Origin of the sequence: Halorussus lipolyticus (assembly GCF_029338375.1) — an archaeon.
Taxonomy (GTDB): domain Archaea; phylum Halobacteriota; class Halobacteria; order Halobacteriales; family Haladaptataceae; genus Halorussus; species Halorussus lipolyticus.
This window is the reverse complement of the sequence record NZ_CP119804.1, coordinates 1446998-1466062: the sequence shown is the minus strand read 5'-3', so window position 1 is coordinate 1466062 and position 19065 is coordinate 1446998. Positions and strand designations below refer to the sequence as shown.

18 protein-coding genes are annotated in these 19065 nt (G+C 62.5%); 14 read left to right on the top strand and 4 right to left on the bottom strand.

Features of this window, described 5'->3' with window-relative positions; genetic code table 11:
• The first annotated feature begins 37 nt into the window (after positions 1-37).
• From gcvPA to P2T57_RS07375, 4 genes are all read left to right on the top strand, one after another.
• Positions 38-1381, top strand: a complete 1344-nt coding sequence (gcvPA, locus tag P2T57_RS07390) for an aminomethyl-transferring glycine dehydrogenase subunit GcvPA (protein WP_276301842.1) — start codon at positions 38-40, stop codon at positions 1379-1381.
• Entirely contained in the window at positions 1382-2836 is a 1455-nt protein-coding gene (gene gcvPB / locus P2T57_RS07385; protein ID WP_276301841.1) for an aminomethyl-transferring glycine dehydrogenase subunit GcvPB, read from the top strand. It begins immediately after the preceding gene.
• Positions 2837-3388: 552 nt separating this feature from the next.
• Positions 3389-4411, top strand: coding sequence for a DUF8098 family protein (locus tag P2T57_RS07380; protein ID WP_276301840.1), 1023 nt, complete (start codon positions 3389-3391; stop codon positions 4409-4411).
• A gap of 4 nt (positions 4412-4415) precedes the next feature.
• Positions 4416-4985, top strand: coding sequence for a hypothetical protein (locus P2T57_RS07375; RefSeq protein ID WP_276301839.1), 570 nt, complete (start codon positions 4416-4418; stop codon positions 4983-4985).
• A 172-nt stretch (positions 4986-5157) separates the two neighbouring features.
• Here P2T57_RS07375 and P2T57_RS07370 read toward each other — a convergent pair whose 3' ends face one another.
• Positions 5158-5514, bottom strand: a complete 357-nt coding sequence (locus P2T57_RS07370) for a response regulator (protein ID WP_276301838.1) — start codon at positions 5512-5514, stop codon at positions 5158-5160.
• A 138-nt stretch (positions 5515-5652) separates the two neighbouring features.
• On the opposite strand from P2T57_RS07370, the gene P2T57_RS07365 reads away from it, so the two are divergent.
• Positions 5653-6516 carry a class I SAM-dependent methyltransferase gene (locus tag P2T57_RS07365; RefSeq protein ID WP_276301837.1) on the top strand — a complete coding sequence of 288 codons (864 nt, stop codon included), beginning with the start codon at positions 5653-5655 and terminating at the stop codon, positions 6514-6516.
• Between the two features lie 431 nt (positions 6517-6947).
• Here the strand turns inward: P2T57_RS07365 and thrS are convergent, their stop codons facing one another.
• Positions 6948-8876, bottom strand: coding sequence for a threonine--tRNA ligase (gene thrS / locus P2T57_RS07360; RefSeq protein ID WP_276301836.1), 1929 nt, complete (start codon positions 8874-8876; stop codon positions 6948-6950).
• A 155-nt stretch (positions 8877-9031) separates the two neighbouring features.
• On the opposite strand from thrS, the gene P2T57_RS07355 reads away from it, so the two are divergent.
• Positions 9032-9655 carry a methyltransferase domain-containing protein gene (locus P2T57_RS07355; RefSeq protein WP_276301835.1) on the top strand — a complete coding sequence of 208 codons (624 nt, stop codon included), beginning with the start codon at positions 9032-9034 and terminating at the stop codon, positions 9653-9655.
• Positions 9656-9787: 132 nt separating this feature from the next.
• Here the strand turns inward: P2T57_RS07355 and P2T57_RS07350 are convergent, their stop codons facing one another.
• Positions 9788-12418 carry an efflux RND transporter permease subunit gene (locus tag P2T57_RS07350; RefSeq protein ID WP_276301834.1) on the bottom strand — a complete coding sequence of 877 codons (2631 nt, stop codon included), beginning with the start codon at positions 12416-12418 and terminating at the stop codon, positions 9788-9790.
• 138 nt (positions 12419-12556) lie between these two features.
• Here P2T57_RS07350 and P2T57_RS07345 point away from each other — a divergent pair, with 138 nt between their 5' ends.
• The 3 genes from P2T57_RS07345 (at position 12557) to P2T57_RS07335 (ending at position 15516) form a co-directional block, all read left to right on the top strand.
• The gene (locus P2T57_RS07345) at positions 12557-13228 is read left to right on the top strand and encodes a helix-turn-helix domain-containing protein (protein WP_276301833.1); all 672 of its coding nucleotides are present in this window, start codon (positions 12557-12559) and stop codon (positions 13226-13228) included.
• 104 nt (positions 13229-13332) lie between these two features.
• The gene (locus tag P2T57_RS07340) at positions 13333-14088 is read left to right on the top strand and encodes a hypothetical protein (RefSeq protein WP_276301832.1); all 756 of its coding nucleotides are present in this window, start codon (positions 13333-13335) and stop codon (positions 14086-14088) included.
• Positions 14089-14211: 123 nt separating this feature from the next.
• Entirely contained in the window at positions 14212-15516 is a 1305-nt protein-coding gene (locus tag P2T57_RS07335; RefSeq protein WP_276301831.1) for a cytochrome P450, read from the top strand.
• A gap of 562 nt (positions 15517-16078) precedes the next feature.
• On the opposite strand, the gene P2T57_RS07330 is transcribed toward P2T57_RS07335, so the two are convergent.
• Positions 16079-16246, bottom strand: coding sequence for a DUF7838 family putative zinc beta-ribbon protein (locus tag P2T57_RS07330; protein WP_276301830.1), 168 nt, complete (start codon positions 16244-16246; stop codon positions 16079-16081).
• Between the two features lie 296 nt (positions 16247-16542).
• On the opposite strand from P2T57_RS07330, the gene P2T57_RS07325 reads away from it, so the two are divergent.
• From P2T57_RS07325 to P2T57_RS07305, 5 genes are all read left to right on the top strand, one after another.
• Positions 16543-16782, top strand: coding sequence for a glutaredoxin family protein (locus tag P2T57_RS07325; RefSeq protein ID WP_276301829.1), 240 nt, complete (start codon positions 16543-16545; stop codon positions 16780-16782).
• A 61-nt stretch (positions 16783-16843) separates the two neighbouring features.
• Positions 16844-17377: a cob(I)yrinic acid a,c-diamide adenosyltransferase gene (locus P2T57_RS07320; RefSeq protein ID WP_276301828.1), complete on the top strand. Its 534-nt coding sequence runs from the start codon at positions 16844-16846 to the stop codon at positions 17375-17377.
• Positions 17378-17748: 371 nt separating this feature from the next.
• Complete coding sequence (locus P2T57_RS07315; protein ID WP_276302091.1) at positions 17749-18300, top strand: hypothetical protein; 552 nt, start codon at positions 17749-17751, stop codon at positions 18298-18300.
• A gap of 74 nt (positions 18301-18374) precedes the next feature.
• Positions 18375-18854 (top strand): nuclear transport factor 2 family protein, encoded by a 480-nt coding sequence (locus P2T57_RS07310; protein ID WP_276301827.1) that lies wholly within the window; start codon positions 18375-18377, stop codon positions 18852-18854.
• A 2-nt stretch (positions 18855-18856) separates the two neighbouring features.
• Positions 18857-19054, top strand: coding sequence for a hypothetical protein (locus P2T57_RS07305; protein ID WP_276301826.1), 198 nt, complete (start codon positions 18857-18859; stop codon positions 19052-19054).
• Positions 19055-19065 lie beyond the last annotated feature (11 nt).

Here is a 19065-nt window from a genome sequence, read left to right as displayed (position 1 = left end):
CCTATCTTAAAACGGTACACTCCCTAGCCCCGACTACATGAGCGGACGACACGAGCAAGGGGAGCGCGGAAGTCCCTACGCGCCCCACACCGCCGAGGAGACCGAGGCGATGCTCTCGGCCGTCGGCGCGGACGACGTAACTGAACTGTTCGACATCCCGGCGTCGGTCGCGTTCGACGGGGAGTTCGACATCGAGGAGCGAACCGAGCGCGAGGCCGAGCGCCACGTCCGAAGCCTGCTGTCGCGCAACGACGACCTGACCGAGTTCCTCGGTCGGGGCCACTACGAACACTACGTGCCCTCGCTGGTTGACCACCTCTCCCTGCGGTCGGAGTTTCTGACCTCCTACACCCAGTACCAGCCAGAGGTCACGCAGGGGTTCCTACAGGCCCTGTTCGAGTACCAGTCGATGCTCGTGGAGTTGACCGGATTGGGCATCGTCAACGCCTCGATGTACGACCACGCCACCGCGCTGGCCGAGGCGGCCCTGCTCTCAGCGCGCGTCCGGTCCACCGACGGCGACCGAGTGCTGGTGCCCGACTACCTCCTCGAAAACCGCCGGGACGTGCTGGAGAACTACACCGACGGCGCGGGCCTCTCGGTCGAAACGTTCGCCACCGACGACGGCAACGTCGATACCGACGCGCTCGCCGAGGCCATCGACGACGACGCCGTGATGATTTACGCCGAGAACCCGACGACGCGCGGAACCGTCGAGGAGAACCTGACCGAAATCGGCGAGTTGGCGGACGACCACGGCGCGCTGTTCTGCCTTGGCTCTGACCCCGTGGCGCTCTCGATTCTGCAGGAACCCGAATCGGTCGGTGCGGACATCGTGGTCGGTGACGCGGCCACCCTCGGCCTGCCGACCGCCTACGGGATGGGACTGGGCCTGTTCGCCACGCGCGAGGACTTCGTGCGCCAAGTCCCCGGTCGCCTCGTCGGTGCGAGCGAGGACGCCGCCGACAAGCGAACCTACACCCTCACCCTCCAGACCCGCGAACAGCACATCCGCCGGGAGCGCGCCACCAGTAACATCTGCACGAATCAGGCGTGGGTCGCGCTCCGGACCGCCATCCACGCCGCCTACCTCGGTCCCGACGGACTCGTGGACCTCGCCAACGACTGCGTGGTCCTCGCGGACTCGCTGGCCGACGAACTGGACGCCGTGACGGGCGTGCAGGCTCCGGTCCACGACCGCCACCACTTCCGGGAGTTCGTGGCTCACACCGACCAACCCGCCGGAGCAGTCGCCGAGGACCTCGAAGCAGAAGGCTTCGCGGTCCACGCGGTCGGCGAACACGAGGTGCAGGTCTGTATCACGGACGCGAACGAACACGCCGCGGACGAACTCGTCGCGGCCTTCGAGGAGGTGGCCTGAATGAACTACGACCAAGCACGTTGGACCGACGGCAAGGTAGCAGAGGGCGAGGACGCAGACGGCCAGTACGAACCGCTCCTGTCCGAGAAAAATTCCGAGGAGGTCGAGGTCGATTCGCCCCTGCCCGACGAGTTGACCCGCGACAGCGTAGAACTGCCCGACCTCTCTGAGCCGGAACTCGCGCGCCACTACACTCGGCTGTCCCAGATGAACTACGGCGTCGAGTCCGGTCCCTACCCCCTCGGTAGCTGTACGATGAAGTACAACCCCAAGTTCACCGAGGACGTGGCCGCGCTCCCCTCCGCCGGCGTCCACCACGACCGGTCGGACCGGAGCCTGCAGGGCAGTCTGGCCCTGATGCACGGCCTGCAGGACTACCTCGCGGAAATCGGCGGGATGGACGCCGTGAGCCTCCAGCCTCCGGCGGGCGCGGCGGGCGAGTTCACCGGGATTCTGGTCGCCAAGGCCTTCCACGAGGCCAACGGCGAGGGCGACCAGCGCGACGAAATCATCGTCCCCGACAGCGCCCACGGCACCAACTTCGCCAGCGCGGCACTCGCTGGCTACGAAGTGGTCGAACTCCCCTCGGGCGACGACGGCCGGGTGGACTTGGAGGCGCTGGAAGCCGCCGCCAGCGACCGAACCGCGCTATTCATGCTGACGAACCCGAACACGCTGGGACTGTTCGAGCGCGACATCGAGGAGGTCGCCGACATCGTTCACGACGCGGGCGGTCTGCTCTACTACGACGGCGCGAACCTGAACGCCCTGCTGGGACAGGCCCGACCCGGCGACATGGGCTTCGACATCATGCACTACAACGTCCACAAGACGTTCGCCACGCCCCACGGCGGCGGCGGACCGGGCGCTGGCCCGGTCGGCGTAGTCTCGAATCTCGCGGAGTTCCTGCCCGCGCCCCGAGTCCGCGAGGCCGAGGAGGGCGGCGGCTTCGAGCGCTTCGACCCCGAATCGACGGTGGGCAAGGTCCACGGCTTCGAGGGCAACTGGCTGGTCCTCGTCAAAGCCTACGCTTACATCGCCCGCCTCGGCCACGAGGGACTGGCCGACGCGGCGGAGAAGGCGGTGCTGAACGCCAACTATCTGGCCAGTCAGACCGACTACGAGGTTCCCTTCGAGCCGTTCCACCACGAGTTCGTCGCCAGCGCGGGCGACCAAGACGCCGCCGACGTGGCAAAGCGCATGCTCGACTACGGCGTCCACCCGCCGACGACCAAGTGGCCCGAAATCGTCTCCGAGGCCCTGATGACCGAACCCACCGAAATCGAGGGCAAGGACACCCTCGACCAACTCGCCGAGGCGTTCAACGCCGTCGCCGGCGAGGACGACGAGACGCTGGCGAACGCGCCGAACCGGACCACGGCCCGGCGCATCGACCAGACCAGCGCGGCCCGGAATCTGCGGTTGTCGTGGCAGTCGCTCGATAGCGGGGAGTAGTCGGGCGTCCTCCGCTCTCGAAAAGGTGGGTATTTGTTTGATGATTGCATTCAATTGCATAGGAATTGTGTAGTTGTTTTTGAACTGGAGTGCGAAAAAGTGCTGACGACGGTTGTAGTCGGCGGCGGACGACGGAAAGCAAAAGACGAAACCGAAGAAACAGAGTAGCTAGCTATTCACAAAGTCTCGGCGTCACCGCAACCGCACTCCGCTTCGCCTGGTACCGTGGACTGTCCTCTTCCAAGACCAGCGGGGAGGGCAACTTCAAGTTACAGTCACAGTACCGGATACGGTACAGTAGCCCGAAAATAAGCCTTGTTGAAACCTCCACCTACTGATAAGGTAATTGCCTATACACAATTTAGAATTAGAACGTGTATTTATCACTGCCACTGATGACCTGACCGACAGTTGTCAGAGATAGCGTGCTGAATAGAGGGCGCATATTCAGCAGATCAGCACAAGGAATCTATTATAGAACCATGTAACAAAGACTGTTGAGAAAGCGTAGTTTTAACAAATAGGCTCTGTTAGTAGTATGCAACGATCAGTATGACTTCGCCTTGGGAGCAGAATCAGATCCTCATTGATATCATGGATGGTCTTAGTGTGGCGATCCATGACGAGGACGCAGATATTGCTAATCTCACCTCTATCAAGCTGAACAAGTTGCTCTACTTAGCCGTCAACAAATTCGATCTCCCAATCACATACAGCTGGTACAAATATGGAGCCAGCCTCAGTGGTGGTCAGAACGACGTCGCCGTCGATTCTGTCGAACCACGGGCGCTTGCGGACCTACCTTCACCTGACGAGCCGAGCATTGGGAATTCTTGGGACTACCCCTCTCCAAAGGAGTATGCATACTTTTTCAAGAGAGACATAGATCTTACGAATATTCTCCAAGAGGAAACGAAATCCTACCTACGTGATTTCTACACCGGCTATGCCCCTGAAGAATATCGGGATCTCTACGTTGCCTCGTCGGTATTGCAGAAGTCTCTGGATACAATACTAGACATGAATACCGAGGAGTTCAACGAGAACTCTGCCGAGTGTCTGGACACGATTGAAGAAGAACTACGGGATCTGGATCACCAGCTTCTCTTGAACAGCCATATTGAGGCTGATGAAGAGAACGCACTCACGGCGTATACAGACCTCGTCCGGCAGGCTATCAACAATCTGGACAACCAAGTGACTGACCTATCCCGGAAACAGTTTCAAAAATTCAGGCGATTACTTAAGTTCTATTATTCGCATGCGTGGAAGTACGTCTCGCTCGGTATTTCGGAAAAAACTGCGAGCGGTCCCAGTAGACGTGATCTGATCGGTGGGGCCGTCAATGATTTGGATTCGTTAGAAAAGAACTACACTGACGAACTACAAGCACTCAGGAAAAGTTGCGAAGACGCAGGATTGGTTCCTGGGGTGCCGGAGCAATCAATTATGGTTGACGCTGAAGAGTCTGCTGACCCAGATGCCGAGGCTGTTGACGTAGCATTCGAAAGCATCCAGTCCAATATGCAGTCGCGTGACTATGAGTCGGTAGATCCCGAAGAGTTTACCAAGTGATCGAATGACAGTTCAGCCGATCCTCGCGGATTCTTCAGCCTTGATCGGGCTAGCCGCTTGTGAGGAGGAATATGCAGATATGGTGTTCTCCGAGATCGCCGTCAGTACGACATGGACGTGTTTCCAGGAGATTCGAGATAAAGCCAGAAACGGTGGCTCTCATTGGTTACAAAAATCCGCAGAAAGAATCATGGATTACGTCAAAGACGGTGAAATCGCGTACCCGACTCGAGTGAACATCCCAGGCGCGCCCAATAGTGGCGTACCTGATGCTGGGGAGAAATCTGTCCGCACCGCTCTCGGACAATATGAAGAGATCTCAAGCATCTTGTTATTTGACCAAGGTGCTGCAGTATTACTAGAGCGAACACAACAGGAGCTTGAAGGGACACCGAATGAGTTTACGATTGAACCACCAAACTTTCCACTGTATCTCTTGACGCGCCGGGATAGTGACGAGCAGAATATGTCAAAAGACACGTTTTGCGATCAGTCAGAAAAGATCCTGCAACGGATGGATTGGAAAGGATCTCGGCAAGAAAACCTCTTTTGGAGGTTCCCGATTAACTGCTAAAGCCTCCTTGTGATATTCATCCTCTGTATTCAGCACAGCCATCGCCAAGTAGCTCGAATCTGATAGAAGCCGCGTGGTCAATTCGCACCACAAATCGCACACGGTACCTACTGTCAGACCTGAAGGGTTTCAACAGAGCCGAAAAATCCGCGTCGAAAAACGACCACACGCCTCACAGAACGTTCGAGAGTTCCGCCTTGATGTCCTCGGGTTCGAAGGGCTTGGTGACGTAGCCGTCGGCACCCGCCTTGACCGCCTGTTTCATCTTGCTGTTCTGGTCCACGCTCGTCACCATCACGATGGTCGGCGGGTTGTCGCTGGACTTGATGCGGTCGGTCGCCTCGACCCCGTCCATCTCGGGCATCATGATGTCCATCGTAATCGCGTCGGGGCGGTGGTTCTCGTACATCTCGACCGCCTCGACGCCGTTACTGGCCTCGCCGACGATGGTGAAGTCGTCGCCGACCGCCTGCCGTATCATCGTCCGCTGAAAGTCGCTGTCGTCCACGATGAGCAAATCGGGAGCCATTCGTTACTCGTAACCGGGCATCTATCAGGATATAAGTATTTCCCGTTCGACTCGCCCGAGGCCGGTCCGCGGGCGCGGTCGGTCCGTCGCGCTCGCGCTTCCAGAACCCTTTTTCCCGTCCGAGGAGTCGCCCAGTCCATGCGCGAACTCTCGCTGAACGACCTGCCGAAGCACTCGCCGTGGCCCGGCCGCCTCCTCGGACGCGACGACTGGGCCGAGCAACCCGGCCACGGCGGCGTCGGCATCGACGCCTACGACGAGGTGTACGCCACCCTCCTCGGCCTCGCCCGCGAGAACCCCGAGATGGGCTTCCGCGAGGTCCAGCGGTCGGCCAACCACCACGCCGAGGAGAGTCCGGTCGCCATCTCCCGCGCCGAGGACCTCTTTCTCGTAGACGTAGACGAAAAGCAGACGCTACAGGACGAGGCCACCGTGGCCGCGCTCGCCGGACTCCTCGACGGCGGCGAGACGGTGGTCTCGCTCGGGTGCGGGTGGGGCTACGAATTGGGCGTCCTCGCGGAGGCCTACCCGGACTGCGAGTTCGTCGGCGGCGACCCCACCGAGAGCGGCGTGGCACTCGGCCGGGAACTGTTCGGCGACCACGACCGTATCCGGGTCGAACCCTTCGACTTTCGGGACGACGAGTGGGACCTTCTGGAGGAGGTCCTCGAAGCCAGCGAGAGCGACGACGAGGTAGTTCTGTTCACGCAGGGGTCGCTGACCGCGCTCCCGAGCGTTCACGACATCGTGTCCGAGACTCTGACGGACTACGCCGACCGCGTGAAAGCCGGCGTCCACCTCGAACACGTCTACGAACTCCACCCCGAGGAGACCCTGCTGGGCCTCCTCCGGCGGCAGTACACGGATTTCCGGAACTACAACGACGACCTGCTGGCGTCGTTGCAGGCCGCCGGGGGCATCGACATCGCCACCGCAACCTACGACGTTGTGGGCGGGAATCCCCTGCATCCCCTCTCGGAGATTCGCTGGGAGTCCGTGTGAGGCGGTGGGTGGAGACGATACGTACGTAGCTCGGCCCGACAGTCTACATCCTTGGCGGACTGAAAGGGCGAGCGCGGTTCGCGTTCACTTTAGTCGTCTCAGCGGGCCACTATTCGAGTCCCGAGCGTCAGCGAGGGACGAGAATATCCCGGTGAGCGACCGCGAACCGCGCGAGGGCTTTCGAAACCTCAGTTGCTGTTTCTGTGACGCTTCAGAACAGCATCGACAGAAACAGGAAGCTAGCTTCAGGGTTGAATACAGCCGTCTACCGCAACCGCACCGCCCTCGAACCTCCCCAGCCTCCTCGTTCGCTCCTTGTAGTCGCTCACTCGTCCACCGGCGGACAAACCGCGTCCGCCGAGCAGTCGGTCACGTTGTTCCCGACGACCTCGCGCGTTTCTCGCGCGCCGAATCGGAAAATGGGGAGAGCGTTATTCGAGGAAAGTCACGTCCGTCGCCTTGTCCGCGACTTCTTCTTCGAGGTGGTCACGGAAGGCTTCGACCGCCACGTCGTCGCGCGAACGCTCCTGTCGGTCCCGGACCGAGATGGTGCCGGTCTCCTCCTCGTCGTCGCCGACGATGAGCATGTAGGGCACGTTGTCGTCGTGGGCCTGCTGAATCTTCTTGCCGACCGTCCACGACCGGTCCTCGATTTCGACCCGGAAGTCGCCCAGATACCGGTTCTGAAGCTGTTTGGCGTAGCCGATGTTGTCGTCGCTCACGGGCAGGATGCGGACCTGCTCGGGGGCCAGCCACGTCGGGAAGTTGCCCTTGAAGTGTTCTATCATCACGCCCATGAATCGCTCGAACGACCCCAGCAGGGCGCGGTGGACCATCACCGGGCGATGCTCCTCGTTGTCCTTGCCCGTGTAGGTCAGGTCCAGTCGCTCGGGGATGTTGAAGTCGAGTTGGACCGTGCCGATGGTCCACTCTCGGCCGATGGCGTCCCGCGCATCGAGGCCGATTTTCGGCCCGTAGAAGGCGGCCTCGCCCTCCTCTACGTCGTAGTCGAGGCCCTCGGAGTCGAGGGCGTGTTTCAGCGCGTCGGTGGCCTCCTCCCAAATCTCGTCGCTTCCGACCGCGTTGTCGCCCTTCGTTTCGAGTTTGTAGAGGACTTCGAGGTCGAAGTGGCCGTAGATGTCCTCGATGATGCTGAGCGTCTGGGTAATCTCCTCTCGAATCTGGTCCTTCCGGATGAAGGCGTGGCCGTCGTCCTGCGTTAGCCCCCGAACCCGGAGGAGGCCCGAGAGTTCGCCCGACTGCTCGTTGCGGTAGACCGTGCCGAACTCCGAGAACCGGACAGGGAGGTCACGGTAGGAGTACTGCTGGTCGTCGTAGATGTGGGCGTGGTTCGCGCAGTTCATCGGCTTCAGGCCGTACTCGGTGTCGTCCTGTTCCCACGCGAACATCTCGCCTTCTTCCTTGAAGTTGTCGTAGTGGCCGGTGGGCTTCCAGAGTTCGGCCTTGTTGAGTTCGGGCGTCCACACCTCGTCGTAGCCGAGTTCGTCGTTCTTCGACCGGATGTAGTCTTCGAGTTCGCGCCGGATGGTCATCCCGTTGGGGTGGTAGTGAGCGCATCCCGGCGAGTGGTCCGGAATCGAAAAGAGGTCCATCTCTTGGCCGATTTTGCGGTGGTCGCGCTCCTCGGCCTCTTGTCTGCGCTGGATGAACTCGTCCAGCTCGTCTTCGGTTTCGAAGGCCGTGCCGTAGACGCGAGTCAGCATCTCGTTGTTCTCGTCGCCGCGCCAGTAGGCACCCGAAATCGACAGCAAGGCGAACCCGCCGATTTCGCCGGTCGATTCGACGTGAGGACCCTTGCAGAGGTCCTCGAACTCGCCCTGCTCGTAGAAGGAGATGGACTCCTCGTCGCCAGCCTCGTCGTCCAGAATCTCGCGCTTGAACTTGTTGTCGTCGTAGACCTCGAAGGCCTCGTCGCGGGAGCGCTCGAAGCGTTCGATTTCGAGGTCCTCGTCGATGATGTCGTAGGCCTCGTCTTCGATTTCTTCGAGGTCCTCCTCTTCGAGTTCGACGCCGTAGATGTCGTAGTAGAACCCGTCGTCGGTCCACGGGCCGATGGTCAGTCGGGCCTCGGGGTAGAGGCGCTGGAGGGCTTGGGCGAAGACGTGGGCCGCCGAGTGGCGAAGCACGTCGAGGTACTCGTCGCTGGAGGGCGTGACGATTTCGAGTTTCGCGCCCTCGTGGAGTTCGCTGGCTTTGTCCACGAGGTCACCGTCTACGACCCCTGCCACGGTGTCCCGGCCGAGACCGGGACCGATTTCGAACGCCGCGTCCTCGACCGTCGCGCCCTCCTCCAGTTCGAGTTCGGAACCGTCTGGAAGGACGACCGTAATCTGGCTCATGTTTCGTTTAGGGTTCCGGTGGCTCCATAACCCTTTCTACACGCGGGCATTCGTCGCCCGGAAGCGTCGTCTCGACCGCCCGACGACCGACTCTCGTCGCCGCGTCTCGCCCCAGAGGAGTTAATTTATGCGGCGCGAGTCGTAAGTATCCGAACATGAGCCTCCTCGAAGATAAGGAGCGGGCGCAACTGTTCTACAAGTACCTCTCGAAGGTGTATGACCGAGTGAACCCGTTCATCTGGAACGAGGAGATGCGCGACGAGGCCCTCTCGATGCTCGACATCGAGGACGGCGATAGGGTCCTCGACGTGGGATGCGGAACCGGGTTCGGAACCGAGGGACTGGTCCGCCACAGCGACGACGTTCACGGACTGGACCAGTCGGTCCACCAGCTGGAACAGGCCTTCGAGAAGTTCGGCGACGACGACCGGGTGCGGTTCCACCGCGGGGACGCCGAGCGCCTGCCCTTCGCCGACGACGCCTTCGACGTCCTCTGGTCGTCGGGGTCAATCGAGTACTGGCCCAACCCGGTCGCCGCGCTCCGGGAGTTCCGGCGGGCGGTCGAACCCGGCGGACAGGTGCTGGTCGTGGGTCCTGACTCCCCGAAGAACTCGGTGTTCGAGCGCGTCGCCGACGCCATCATGCTGTTCTACGACGAGGAGGAGGCCGACCGGATGTTCACTGAGGCCGGGTTTGACGACGTGGAACACCGGATTCTCCAGCGGTCGCCGACCAGTCCTCGGGCCATCGCTACCGTCGCCCGAGTTCCCGGCGAGTGAGCTGAATCTCGGACGAGTGAACCGACTCCTCGGCTAGTAAAGTAGTCCGGCAGAAGACCGCCCGCTGTTTTCTCTCTGCTCCGTCGATACTTCGACCGAAAAAAGCTCGTAATCGCTGGAAAGACGCTGGCTTCAGTCGTCTGCGGTCGTCGGCGTCGCCTCTTGGGCCGCCCTCGGCGACCCGTAGCGCGTCCAGAGCGCGAGGAGACTCGGCTGGATGAACACGCTGGCGAGGAAGGCGTAGACGATGCCGACCGCGAGAATGAAGCCGAACCGCTGGAGACCGGGCAGAAGCGAGAAGGTCAGGACGCCGAACCCGGCCGCGGTCGTGACCGCGCTACTCAGCAGGGCACCGCCGGTCCCGACCACGGTCCGTTCGAGGGCCGTCATCGGTTCGACGCCGGATTCGAGTTCGTGGCTGAACCGTTCGCTGACGTGGATAGCGTAGTCCACGCCCAGACCCAGCGAGATACTGCCGACGAGCGCGGTCGTCAGGCTGATGGGAATCTCGAGCACCGCCATGGTCCCGAGCAACCAACTCACGGTGAAGACGACCGGCGTGAGCGTCAGCGCGCCCAAGGTGGCGCTCCCTCCCTTCGCGCGGAACACGACGGCCAGCAGGACGAGGATGGCGACCAGCGTGAGTGCGAGGCTCTCGACCAGCGTCGACGTGAGCCGTTCCTTGGCCGCCTTTGCGACCACCGGTCTGCCGGTCGCGGCCGCGGTCACCGTTCCGTCGTCGGTCTCTATCGCTCCGGCGACGTTCTGCAGTTCGTCGGCGATGGCCGCCCGGCCCGCCGTCCCGACGACTGCGACCCGTAGCTTGAGGGCCTCGTAGGTGCCGTCGTCTGTCCGGTAGACCGTGCGTTCGGCGCGGTCCGGTGCGGTCGCGTAGAAGTCGTCGTAGACCGCTTCGAGGTTGCGGTCGGGCACACCGTCACCGTCGGTGTCCGCAGACTGGAAGGTCGCGTTGAACGTCTCGTTTTCGTCCGCGACCGTCTGCATGGCCGACAGGGGCGTCTCGATGGCCGGTTCGCCGTCCGGTCGGACGAACGTCACGCTCGACTCGCTGACGGCGGACTCGCCCTCGGCGATGCTGTCGAGGGTCTCGGGACTCGTGACGTTCCCCCTGACGAGTATCTTGCCCTGCTTGTCGGGCGACTGGAAGTTCTCGTAGATGAACTGTCGGCTATCCTTGAGGAAGAAATCGCTCGGTTGCATCTGCTCGGGGAGGTTGTCGGTCCACTCGGCCGGGTCGTCGGCGATGAACGCCTCCGAGGAGAACGACGATTCGACCTGCGTCGCTCCGTAGGCCCCGCAGGCACTGACGAGGACCGCGAGGACGAGGACCGCGAGCGGTGCCCGGCGTGCGAGGGTCGCGCCGCCGCGCAGGAGGTGTCGAAGCCGACCGCCGGACCCGAAGGGAGTCGCCGAGCGGTCCCAGCCCCGACCTTCGAGGAAGGAGTCGATTTCGGACTTGAGCGCGGGGATGAAGACACCGAAGACGACCAGCGTCACCACGATGCCGACGGCGGTGACGACGCCGAACGTCCGGAGCGCGCCCACCGAACTCGTGAGGTTGGCCAAGAAGCCGATGGAAGTCGTGGCCGTGACGAGCGCGAGCGCCGGTCCGAGACTGGTCAGCGAGTCCTTCATCGCGGTGCGAACGTCGGTGTCGTTCTCGGCGCGCTCCTCGCGGTACCGCATGACGACGTGAAGCGCGTAGTCCACCGACAGTCCGATGAGCAGAATCGGGACCGCAATCATCACCTGATTGAACGTGATGCCTGCCCATCCCATCACGCCGAAGGTGCCGTGGACGACCAAGAAGACCCCGAGCAGGCCGAGAACGATGTCGAGGAGGTCGCGGTAGGCGATAGACAGCGTGACGAGAACGAACAGAATCGCCAGCGGGCCGATGATGCCGAAGCTATCGGTGATGGCGATGTTCTCCTGATACGTGACCATGCCGAACCCGAACGCGAGGTACGACTCGGGTCCGGGCTGTTGCTTCGCCAAGTCGCGCGCGGCCATCTCGCCCTCGGCGACCGTCTCGGAGACTGCGGCACCGGTCCGAATCGGCTGTTCGGTCTGCTGGGTCACGACGACCAGTCGGGCGTCGGCCGTCGCGGACCCGGCCTCGTACTCGGTCGGCAGGAGTCGGTAGGCGAGTTCGTTTCCGGGTAACTGGCTGTCCTCGGCCAGCATGCGCTCGACGAGTTGCTCGACTTCGGCGTCGTCCATCGACTCCAACTGGTCAATTTGCTCGTCGAGTGTCGGGGTCTCGCCGCCAGCGCCCGAAGCGGCCATCGCGGCCGAACCGTTGGTGGCGTTGCCCTGTCGGGCCTGTTTGGCCTGCTGGCGGCGCTCGGAGTAGATTGCCGCGCGGGCAACGAGGTTGGCGATACCGAACGTCGGTCGGTCGTCAACGAGCGTGTCGTTTATGGTCTCGTTGCTCCGGACGGCCTGCTGGTAGCGAAGCGTCCGAAGTAACGACGCCTTCGAGAGAACGTTGCCCTCCTCGTTTCTGACCGTGATGAGGGCCGTCGTCGTGTTCCCCTCGCGCGTCGAGGTCGAGAAGTTCTCGCGGACGTAGCTGTTGGTCTCGGCCGCGTCCGACCCGCTGGCCAGCGACTCTATCGAGGTCGATTGCTCGACGTTGCTGGCACCGGCACCGACGACTGCCAGCGCCAGTATCATCACGACGATGACGATACGACTGTGTTCGGTGATGAACGACGATACTCGCTCCGCTACCGACATCTATCGTCCATTTCCGTTACGGCGTTTGGTTGTAACTGCACTTGCGCTATCATATCGTAGCCGAGACGCCTGCCGGTCCTAACGATTCTGCCACGTATGATAGGGGGATTTATTACAGCGCCTCTGGGACGAAAACCCGTGAAGTATCTCCGCGTGAGCGCCCGCATCGACCCCGACCGAGCGCCCGAGTTCCTCAGGCTTCTCGCGGATTCTCCCGACGTGCAGGAGACGCGCGTCCTCGACTGGAATCGGGCCGAGAGCGTCTCGACTGTCCTCTACGCCATCGACGGCGACATCGAATCGTTCCGGGCGAGCGCGACCGACACGCCGGGCATCGACTCGGTGGAAGTAACCGCGACCGAACAGAACCCCTCGTACGTCCTCGTCGAGGCCCGACCCTTGGCGATACCCGTGTTCGATAGCGTCTTTCAGGTCCTCTCGCGGTCGGGAATGGTCGTCCGCAAGCCGATTATCTACCGCGACTGCAAGGTGTTCGGCAGAATCGTCGGCCGGTCGGAACCGGTCGAGGCCGCGCTCGAATCGGCCCCCAACGCCTTCGACCTCCGAGTGGACGAGATTCGGACCTATCGCGGCGACCCGAAGCGACCGGAAGTGGCGCTCAGCGACCGACAGCGGGAGGCCGTCGAGGCGGCGCTCCGACTCGACTACTACGACCAACCGCGGGGCGCGACCCACGAGGACATCGCCGACGAACTCGGGTGCGCTCCCGCGACGGCGAGCGACCACCTCCAGAAGGCCGAGCGGAAAATAATGAGCGCCGTCGTTGACAGCTTCGGCCCGAGCGTCTGAGCCGTGTCTGAATGATTCTGAAGGGTAATTCCGCTCTCAGAATAATATATTTTATATAATTTCTCTAGGAAAGTTTTATCCATGACATGTGTGTACTGCGTCACATGGCAACAGAAGTCGAGACACACGCCCCGGAGGTCGAGAAGGCGAGTGTCCTCTATAGCGTCTATCGGTCGGTAATCAATCAGTACGCGCTGTACACGCTGTTTCCGATGGCGGCGACCACCATCGGGATGGCGATAGCCTCGGTCCAGCACGGATGGGACTGGACGCTCTGGGCCGTCGGCGTGTTCCACTTCTGGCTCCTCGACGAGGGGATGAAGTCGGTTGACCTGTCGGCCGACGACATCAACCTCCAAATCAACTCCGACATCCAGTTCGCCATCGGGGCCGGGATGATACTCGCCGGATTCGGCGTCGGCATCGTCCTCGCGCTGATGACGACGATTTGGTACATCGGCTGGATTCTCCTGCTCATCCTCCTCGGATTGGCGTACAACCTCGAATGGTTCGGCGGCCGACTCCACGACCGCAAGTACGTGACCGGATGGGGCAATCTGGCGTTCTGCCTCGGATGGGGATGCACCGTCTCGGGGTACATCTATCTCGCCGAGGAGATAAGCCTCGGTATCGCGCTGTTCGCCATCGGCCCGATGATGATGATTGGCACGATGGCGTGGGTCGAGGAGGACATGAAGGACATGCTCTACGACATGAAGGACATCAAGCACGTCCGAGAGACCCCGACCGACGTCGAGCGAATCAAGTATCGCGCGCTGACCGGACAACTCTACCGCCTGTTCGGCACCGTGATGATAGCCATCGGCCTCGTCGTGGAGTTCGGCCACCTGTCCCTGTGAGAGTCCCATGAACGAACCTACATCTACCGACGGTCTGCGGTCCGGTGCGGTCGCTGGGCGACCACGGCGAGTGACTGACGTATCCAGCGACGTGGCCGGGGTATCCAGCGAGGTGACTGACGCATGAGTCAGTCACCGCCGCAAGTCGATGGCCTTCCGCTCGCGGGGAACATCCACCAAGCCATCGACCCGCTCGAATTCGGCGAACGCTGTCGGGACGTGTCGTCGCCGGTCGTCCGGGGGCGCATCGGCCCACAGACCATCTACGTCGTCCTCGACCCGAACCTCGTGGAGCGAGTCCTCTCGACCGAGAACGACCGGTACCGGAAGACCGAGATGATACGGAGCAGTATCGACGACAGTTTCGAGGGGTATCTCACGCCCGACGTGATTTCGGCGCTCCGGCAGGCGTGGCAACCGATTCTGACGATGGACCGGTTGCAGGAGTACGGCCGGCGGGTCAGTCACCTCGTGACCGAGTTCTGGGACCGATGGGCCGACGGCGAAATCAGAGACGCCCACCGGGAGTTCCGCGGCCTCTGCCTGCGATTGGCGTGCGAGTTGCTCCTCGAAGAAGAGAGTTCCGTCAGCGTCGGCGAGTACACCTCGATGGTGGACGGAATCAGCCAGAAGTACGCGCCCCGGAAGGTCCTGCTCGATCAACTGCTCCCCGACTGGACTCCGACGGCGACCAACCGGGCGTACCGCGGTGCCCGCGACCGACTCCACGAGTTCCTCGACCAACTGCTGGCCGACCAAGACCCCGACGGCGAGTGCCTGCTGGCCGAACTGTTGCGACTCGAAGCCGACCCCGAGTCGCCGGTATCGCGCTCGGAAGTTCGGAACGAGTTGGGCGTCCTCCTCGTCGGTGCGCTCGAACCGCTGGCGGTCGGTCTCGCCTGCGCCTGCCAGTGCGTCGCCACGTCCGAGCGAGTGCAGGCGGGTCTCCAACAGGAGGCCGACCGGGTTCTCGACGGCGACCACGCGACCATCGACCACGTTACCGAACTACAGCGCGCCGAACGCGCCTTCCGCGAGACCCTGCGGTTGTACCCGCCGCTGTACACGATGTTCCGGGAAACCCGCGACGACGTGACCCTCGGCGGGTACGAACTCGAAAGCGACGCGCAGGTCTGGCTATCACAGTGGGCGATTCACCGGAATCCGCAGAACTTCGACCGGCCGGAGACGTATCTCCCGTCTCGCTGGCAGGGCAACCACGACCGCGCCCAGTTCGCATACTTCCCCTTCGGCGGCGGGCCGCGCCATTGCCCGAGTCGGCGGCTTTCGATACTGGTCGCAAAGCTGACGCTGGCGACGATGGCCCGCCGGTTCGAGATAACGGCCGAGGCCGAACAACCGGAGTTCCGGCCCGAACTCGCGCTTCGGCCCGTGGACGGTATCGGCCTCTCCGTGACGCGGCGATAGCCGAGACGGTCGGTCATCCGCTATCTTCTTTCGACGGCTTCGACCACGGCGGACTCTGCCCACTCGCAGGTTTAGTGCGCCGAGAGACAGACCGGTCCTCGGCGTCTCAGCCACGGCGTCGGTAGTATTCGACGCGACGAGAGACCAAGAACCAATTTTGTATATCGGAAAACAGTTTATTCGTTCGGAAGTCACCGGCTCGGAGGACTATCGAAGAGTAAGACGCGAACTCCCCGTGGATTTCACGGAGGAGAGACCGGTCGTGCCGATGGTCGGCCAGTCGGAAGGCCGGGACGCCGGTCGGAACTTCGACAGTAGCCGAATGGTCATCCGAGCTTTCAGGGTCGGTCCTCGGGAAATCAGCGAGCGTGTCGGTGAGAGACTTCGGTCACGAAACAATGGGTGTCCTATACGAGGAAAATAAATGGGTGTCTTTAGCGTATCTAAACATTGTTCAAAGCGTCGGGTACAGGGAGCGGGGAGAAGCGTGACGCTGACGGACGAGCAATCTTCACCAGTGACGGGAGAACGAGAGTCGCAACTCCGAGCGAGAGAACAGTCGTCAGGCCTCGGTCGAGTCGATGTCGCCGTCTATCTGGACGAAGCGGAAGTCGCACTCCGGACAGCCCCACTTGGTCTTCTCGCCGAGGTGGAGGTTGGTGCTGGCGGTGCGGTAAAACGTTCGCTCGGTGCCACACTGAGGACAGTCGTGGTCGAGTTCCTGAGCCATGTTCGAACGTCGAAGCGCGCGGCATTTGAGGATACTGGTTCGAGACGCCGGTTGGTCGCCGGTGGCGGTTCGACGGCTTGGGGGTCCTGCCGAGACCCCGTGTATCCCGATACCGGGCGAATAGTCTCTCGTCGTTGGTTCTCTTTCCTATCGTGGCTTCGACTCCGGCCAGTGGCCTCGGTAAACTAATTACCACGATACGAAAGCCGAGGAGACACCGGACCGATGAGTGTTGCGGTGGCATCGATTGCTCCTCTGGCAGTAGTTACTTCCCCGACGCGCCCCAACCGAGTCGTATGTCCATCGAACTCTACTCGCTCGACGGGTGTCCGTACTGCGAGAAGGTCCACGACGCGCTGGACGACCACGGCATCGAGTACGAGACCGAGTGGGTCGAACCGCTCCACTCCGACCGCAACGAGGTCAAGCGCGTCAGCGGCCAGCGCAGTGTACCGGTGCTGGTAGACCACGATTCGGGCGTCACGATGGCCGAGAGCGAGAAGATTCTGGAGTACGTCGAGGCCTCGCTGGCCTGAATCCCGCGACGGCCGGACGTTCGGGGCGGGAGTTAAGTGCAGTCGGTCGGTAGTCGAAGGCATGAAAATCTACACCGGTCGCGGTGACGAGGGCCAGACCGACCTCCGAGACATGTCCCGCGTCTCGAAGGCCAGTCCTCGAATCGAGGCCTACGGCACCGTAGACGAACTGAACGCCGTGGTCGGGCGCGTCCGACCCACGGGCCACGACGACGTGGACGACCAACTCCGGGAAATCCAGAACCACCTCCACGTCGTGCAGGCCGACTTCGCCAACCCCGACCCCGACGACGAGGACCCCGTTATCCGCGACGAACACGTCGCGCAACTCGAAGACTGGATAGACGACTACGACGACGAACTCGAACCGCTCGAATCGTTCATCCTGCCCGGCGGGAGCGACGGCGGGGCGCGACTTCACCACGCTCGGACGGTCTGCCGACGCGCCGAACGCCGCGCGGTGGCGCTGGAGGCCGACGAGGACATCAACGAAACGGCCGTCACCTACCTGAATCGACTCTCTGACGCCCTGTTCGTCCTCGGTCGCGTGGTCAACCAACGCGACGGCGTGCCCGAGGAGTCGCCGACCTACTGACCGGGACTGCGCTCGCTTGCTTTCGGCCATCGCTCGATTTCCCCGTGTCTGCCCGGTGAACAAGCCACTAGCAGACGCTTGACTGGGCAACCGACGGGTGCGCTCGGCCGACAAAACTACCGTTTGGGTGGATGAAAGGGGCCGGACGGTCGCGGGCCGGAGGCCCGTGGTCGTCTGGCCGACCCCTATCCGCGACGGTCGGTGCGGAGAGGAGCGGATATGTCGGCCAACGACCGCGACCGGCCGGGGGCTTTCTAAAACAAAGTCTCTCCGGCTCTAACTCTTCCCGAGGCCCTACCGATTTTGATTTTTCCGAGGAGTAACCGAGACCGATACGTTAATTCTCCCTCGCTCCCATGCTACAGATAACCATGCGGATACGCGAGTGGCAGGACATCGTCGAGGACGTGGTCGAGAAGGACGTGGACCCCGAGGGCTGGCGGGCCGTCGGCGGGTCCCGCGCCGGCGGCGTCGGCGAGGACCTCTATCTGGGCCACCCCCGAGGAGGCGTCTATCTCCTCAAGACCTACGCCAAGAACCCCTACGAGGTCCAAGGCGTCGGCACGCGGGTCGCCCGGAGTCTCGACGACGAAATCGGCTCGTTCCTCCCCGAGCAGGAGACCGAAGGCCGCTTCGCGGTCCAGAACCCGCCGGAGGACGAAGACGACGCCGAGGAGAAAGCCCGCCACCTCGAACAGGTCGTCAAGGCCCACGCCGACGCGCCGACCACGCCCAACGACTTCTTCGACGACGTGATGGACGCGATGGACAGTCCGGCGTTCGGTCCCATCGACTTCGACCAGTACGGCCGGCCCGACCCGGCGGACGAACTCTCCGACCGGTTCGAGGAGGCCGAGGACCTGCTGAACGAGGAGTTGGACGACCTCATCGAGGACGCCGAAGTCGGCAAGGGATTCCAGTAGCGTCTCCTATCGCCGACTCGGCGGTATCGCCCGAGACGAGTAGGCTTAAGCGAGTTCGCCGACACCGATTTTTCATGAACCCGACCGAGACCGTCGAGGAGTACTACGAGGCGCTCCGGCGGGGTGAACCCCTCTCGCCGTACTTCGCCGAGCGCGAGGACGCCGTGAAGTTCGGCGTCAGCGAGCGCCTCGCGGGCTACGAGGCCATCGCCGAGGGCCTCCGCGAGCAGACCCGGACTACCGAGGACTGGCAAGTCGAGAGCCGGAACCTACAAATCGCGGTGCCGGAGTCGGAGGGCGATAGCGTGGCGAGTGCGTCCGTCGCGTGGTTCACCGACGACGTGGCGCTGTCGTGGACCGAACTGGACGGCAGTCGCTCGGCCGATGCCGACCCAGCGGAGACCCGCCACGCATTCGATACGCGGTGGAGCGGCGTGCTGGAGCGAGAACTGGGCGAGCGTCGGGTACCGCCCCGAGGCAGAGAGAGAGACGATGGCGAGGAGCCACGCTGGCGGTTCGTCCAGACGCACGTCAGCGCGTCCCACGACCTCTGACCATGGTCGGACCACCGTCAACCGAGGAGAAGCGCGACTCGATGAATCGGCTCAAAATCAGCATCGTCGTCATCGTCGGCCTCTCGGCCGGTCTCATCACCGTGTCGGGCGGCGGGTCGCTGGTGCAGGTCGCCCTCGCAATCGTCGCGGGGTCGCTCGTCGGCGCGGCACTGCTGGGCTATCTGGTCCACATCACGTAACTTTCTCTCGG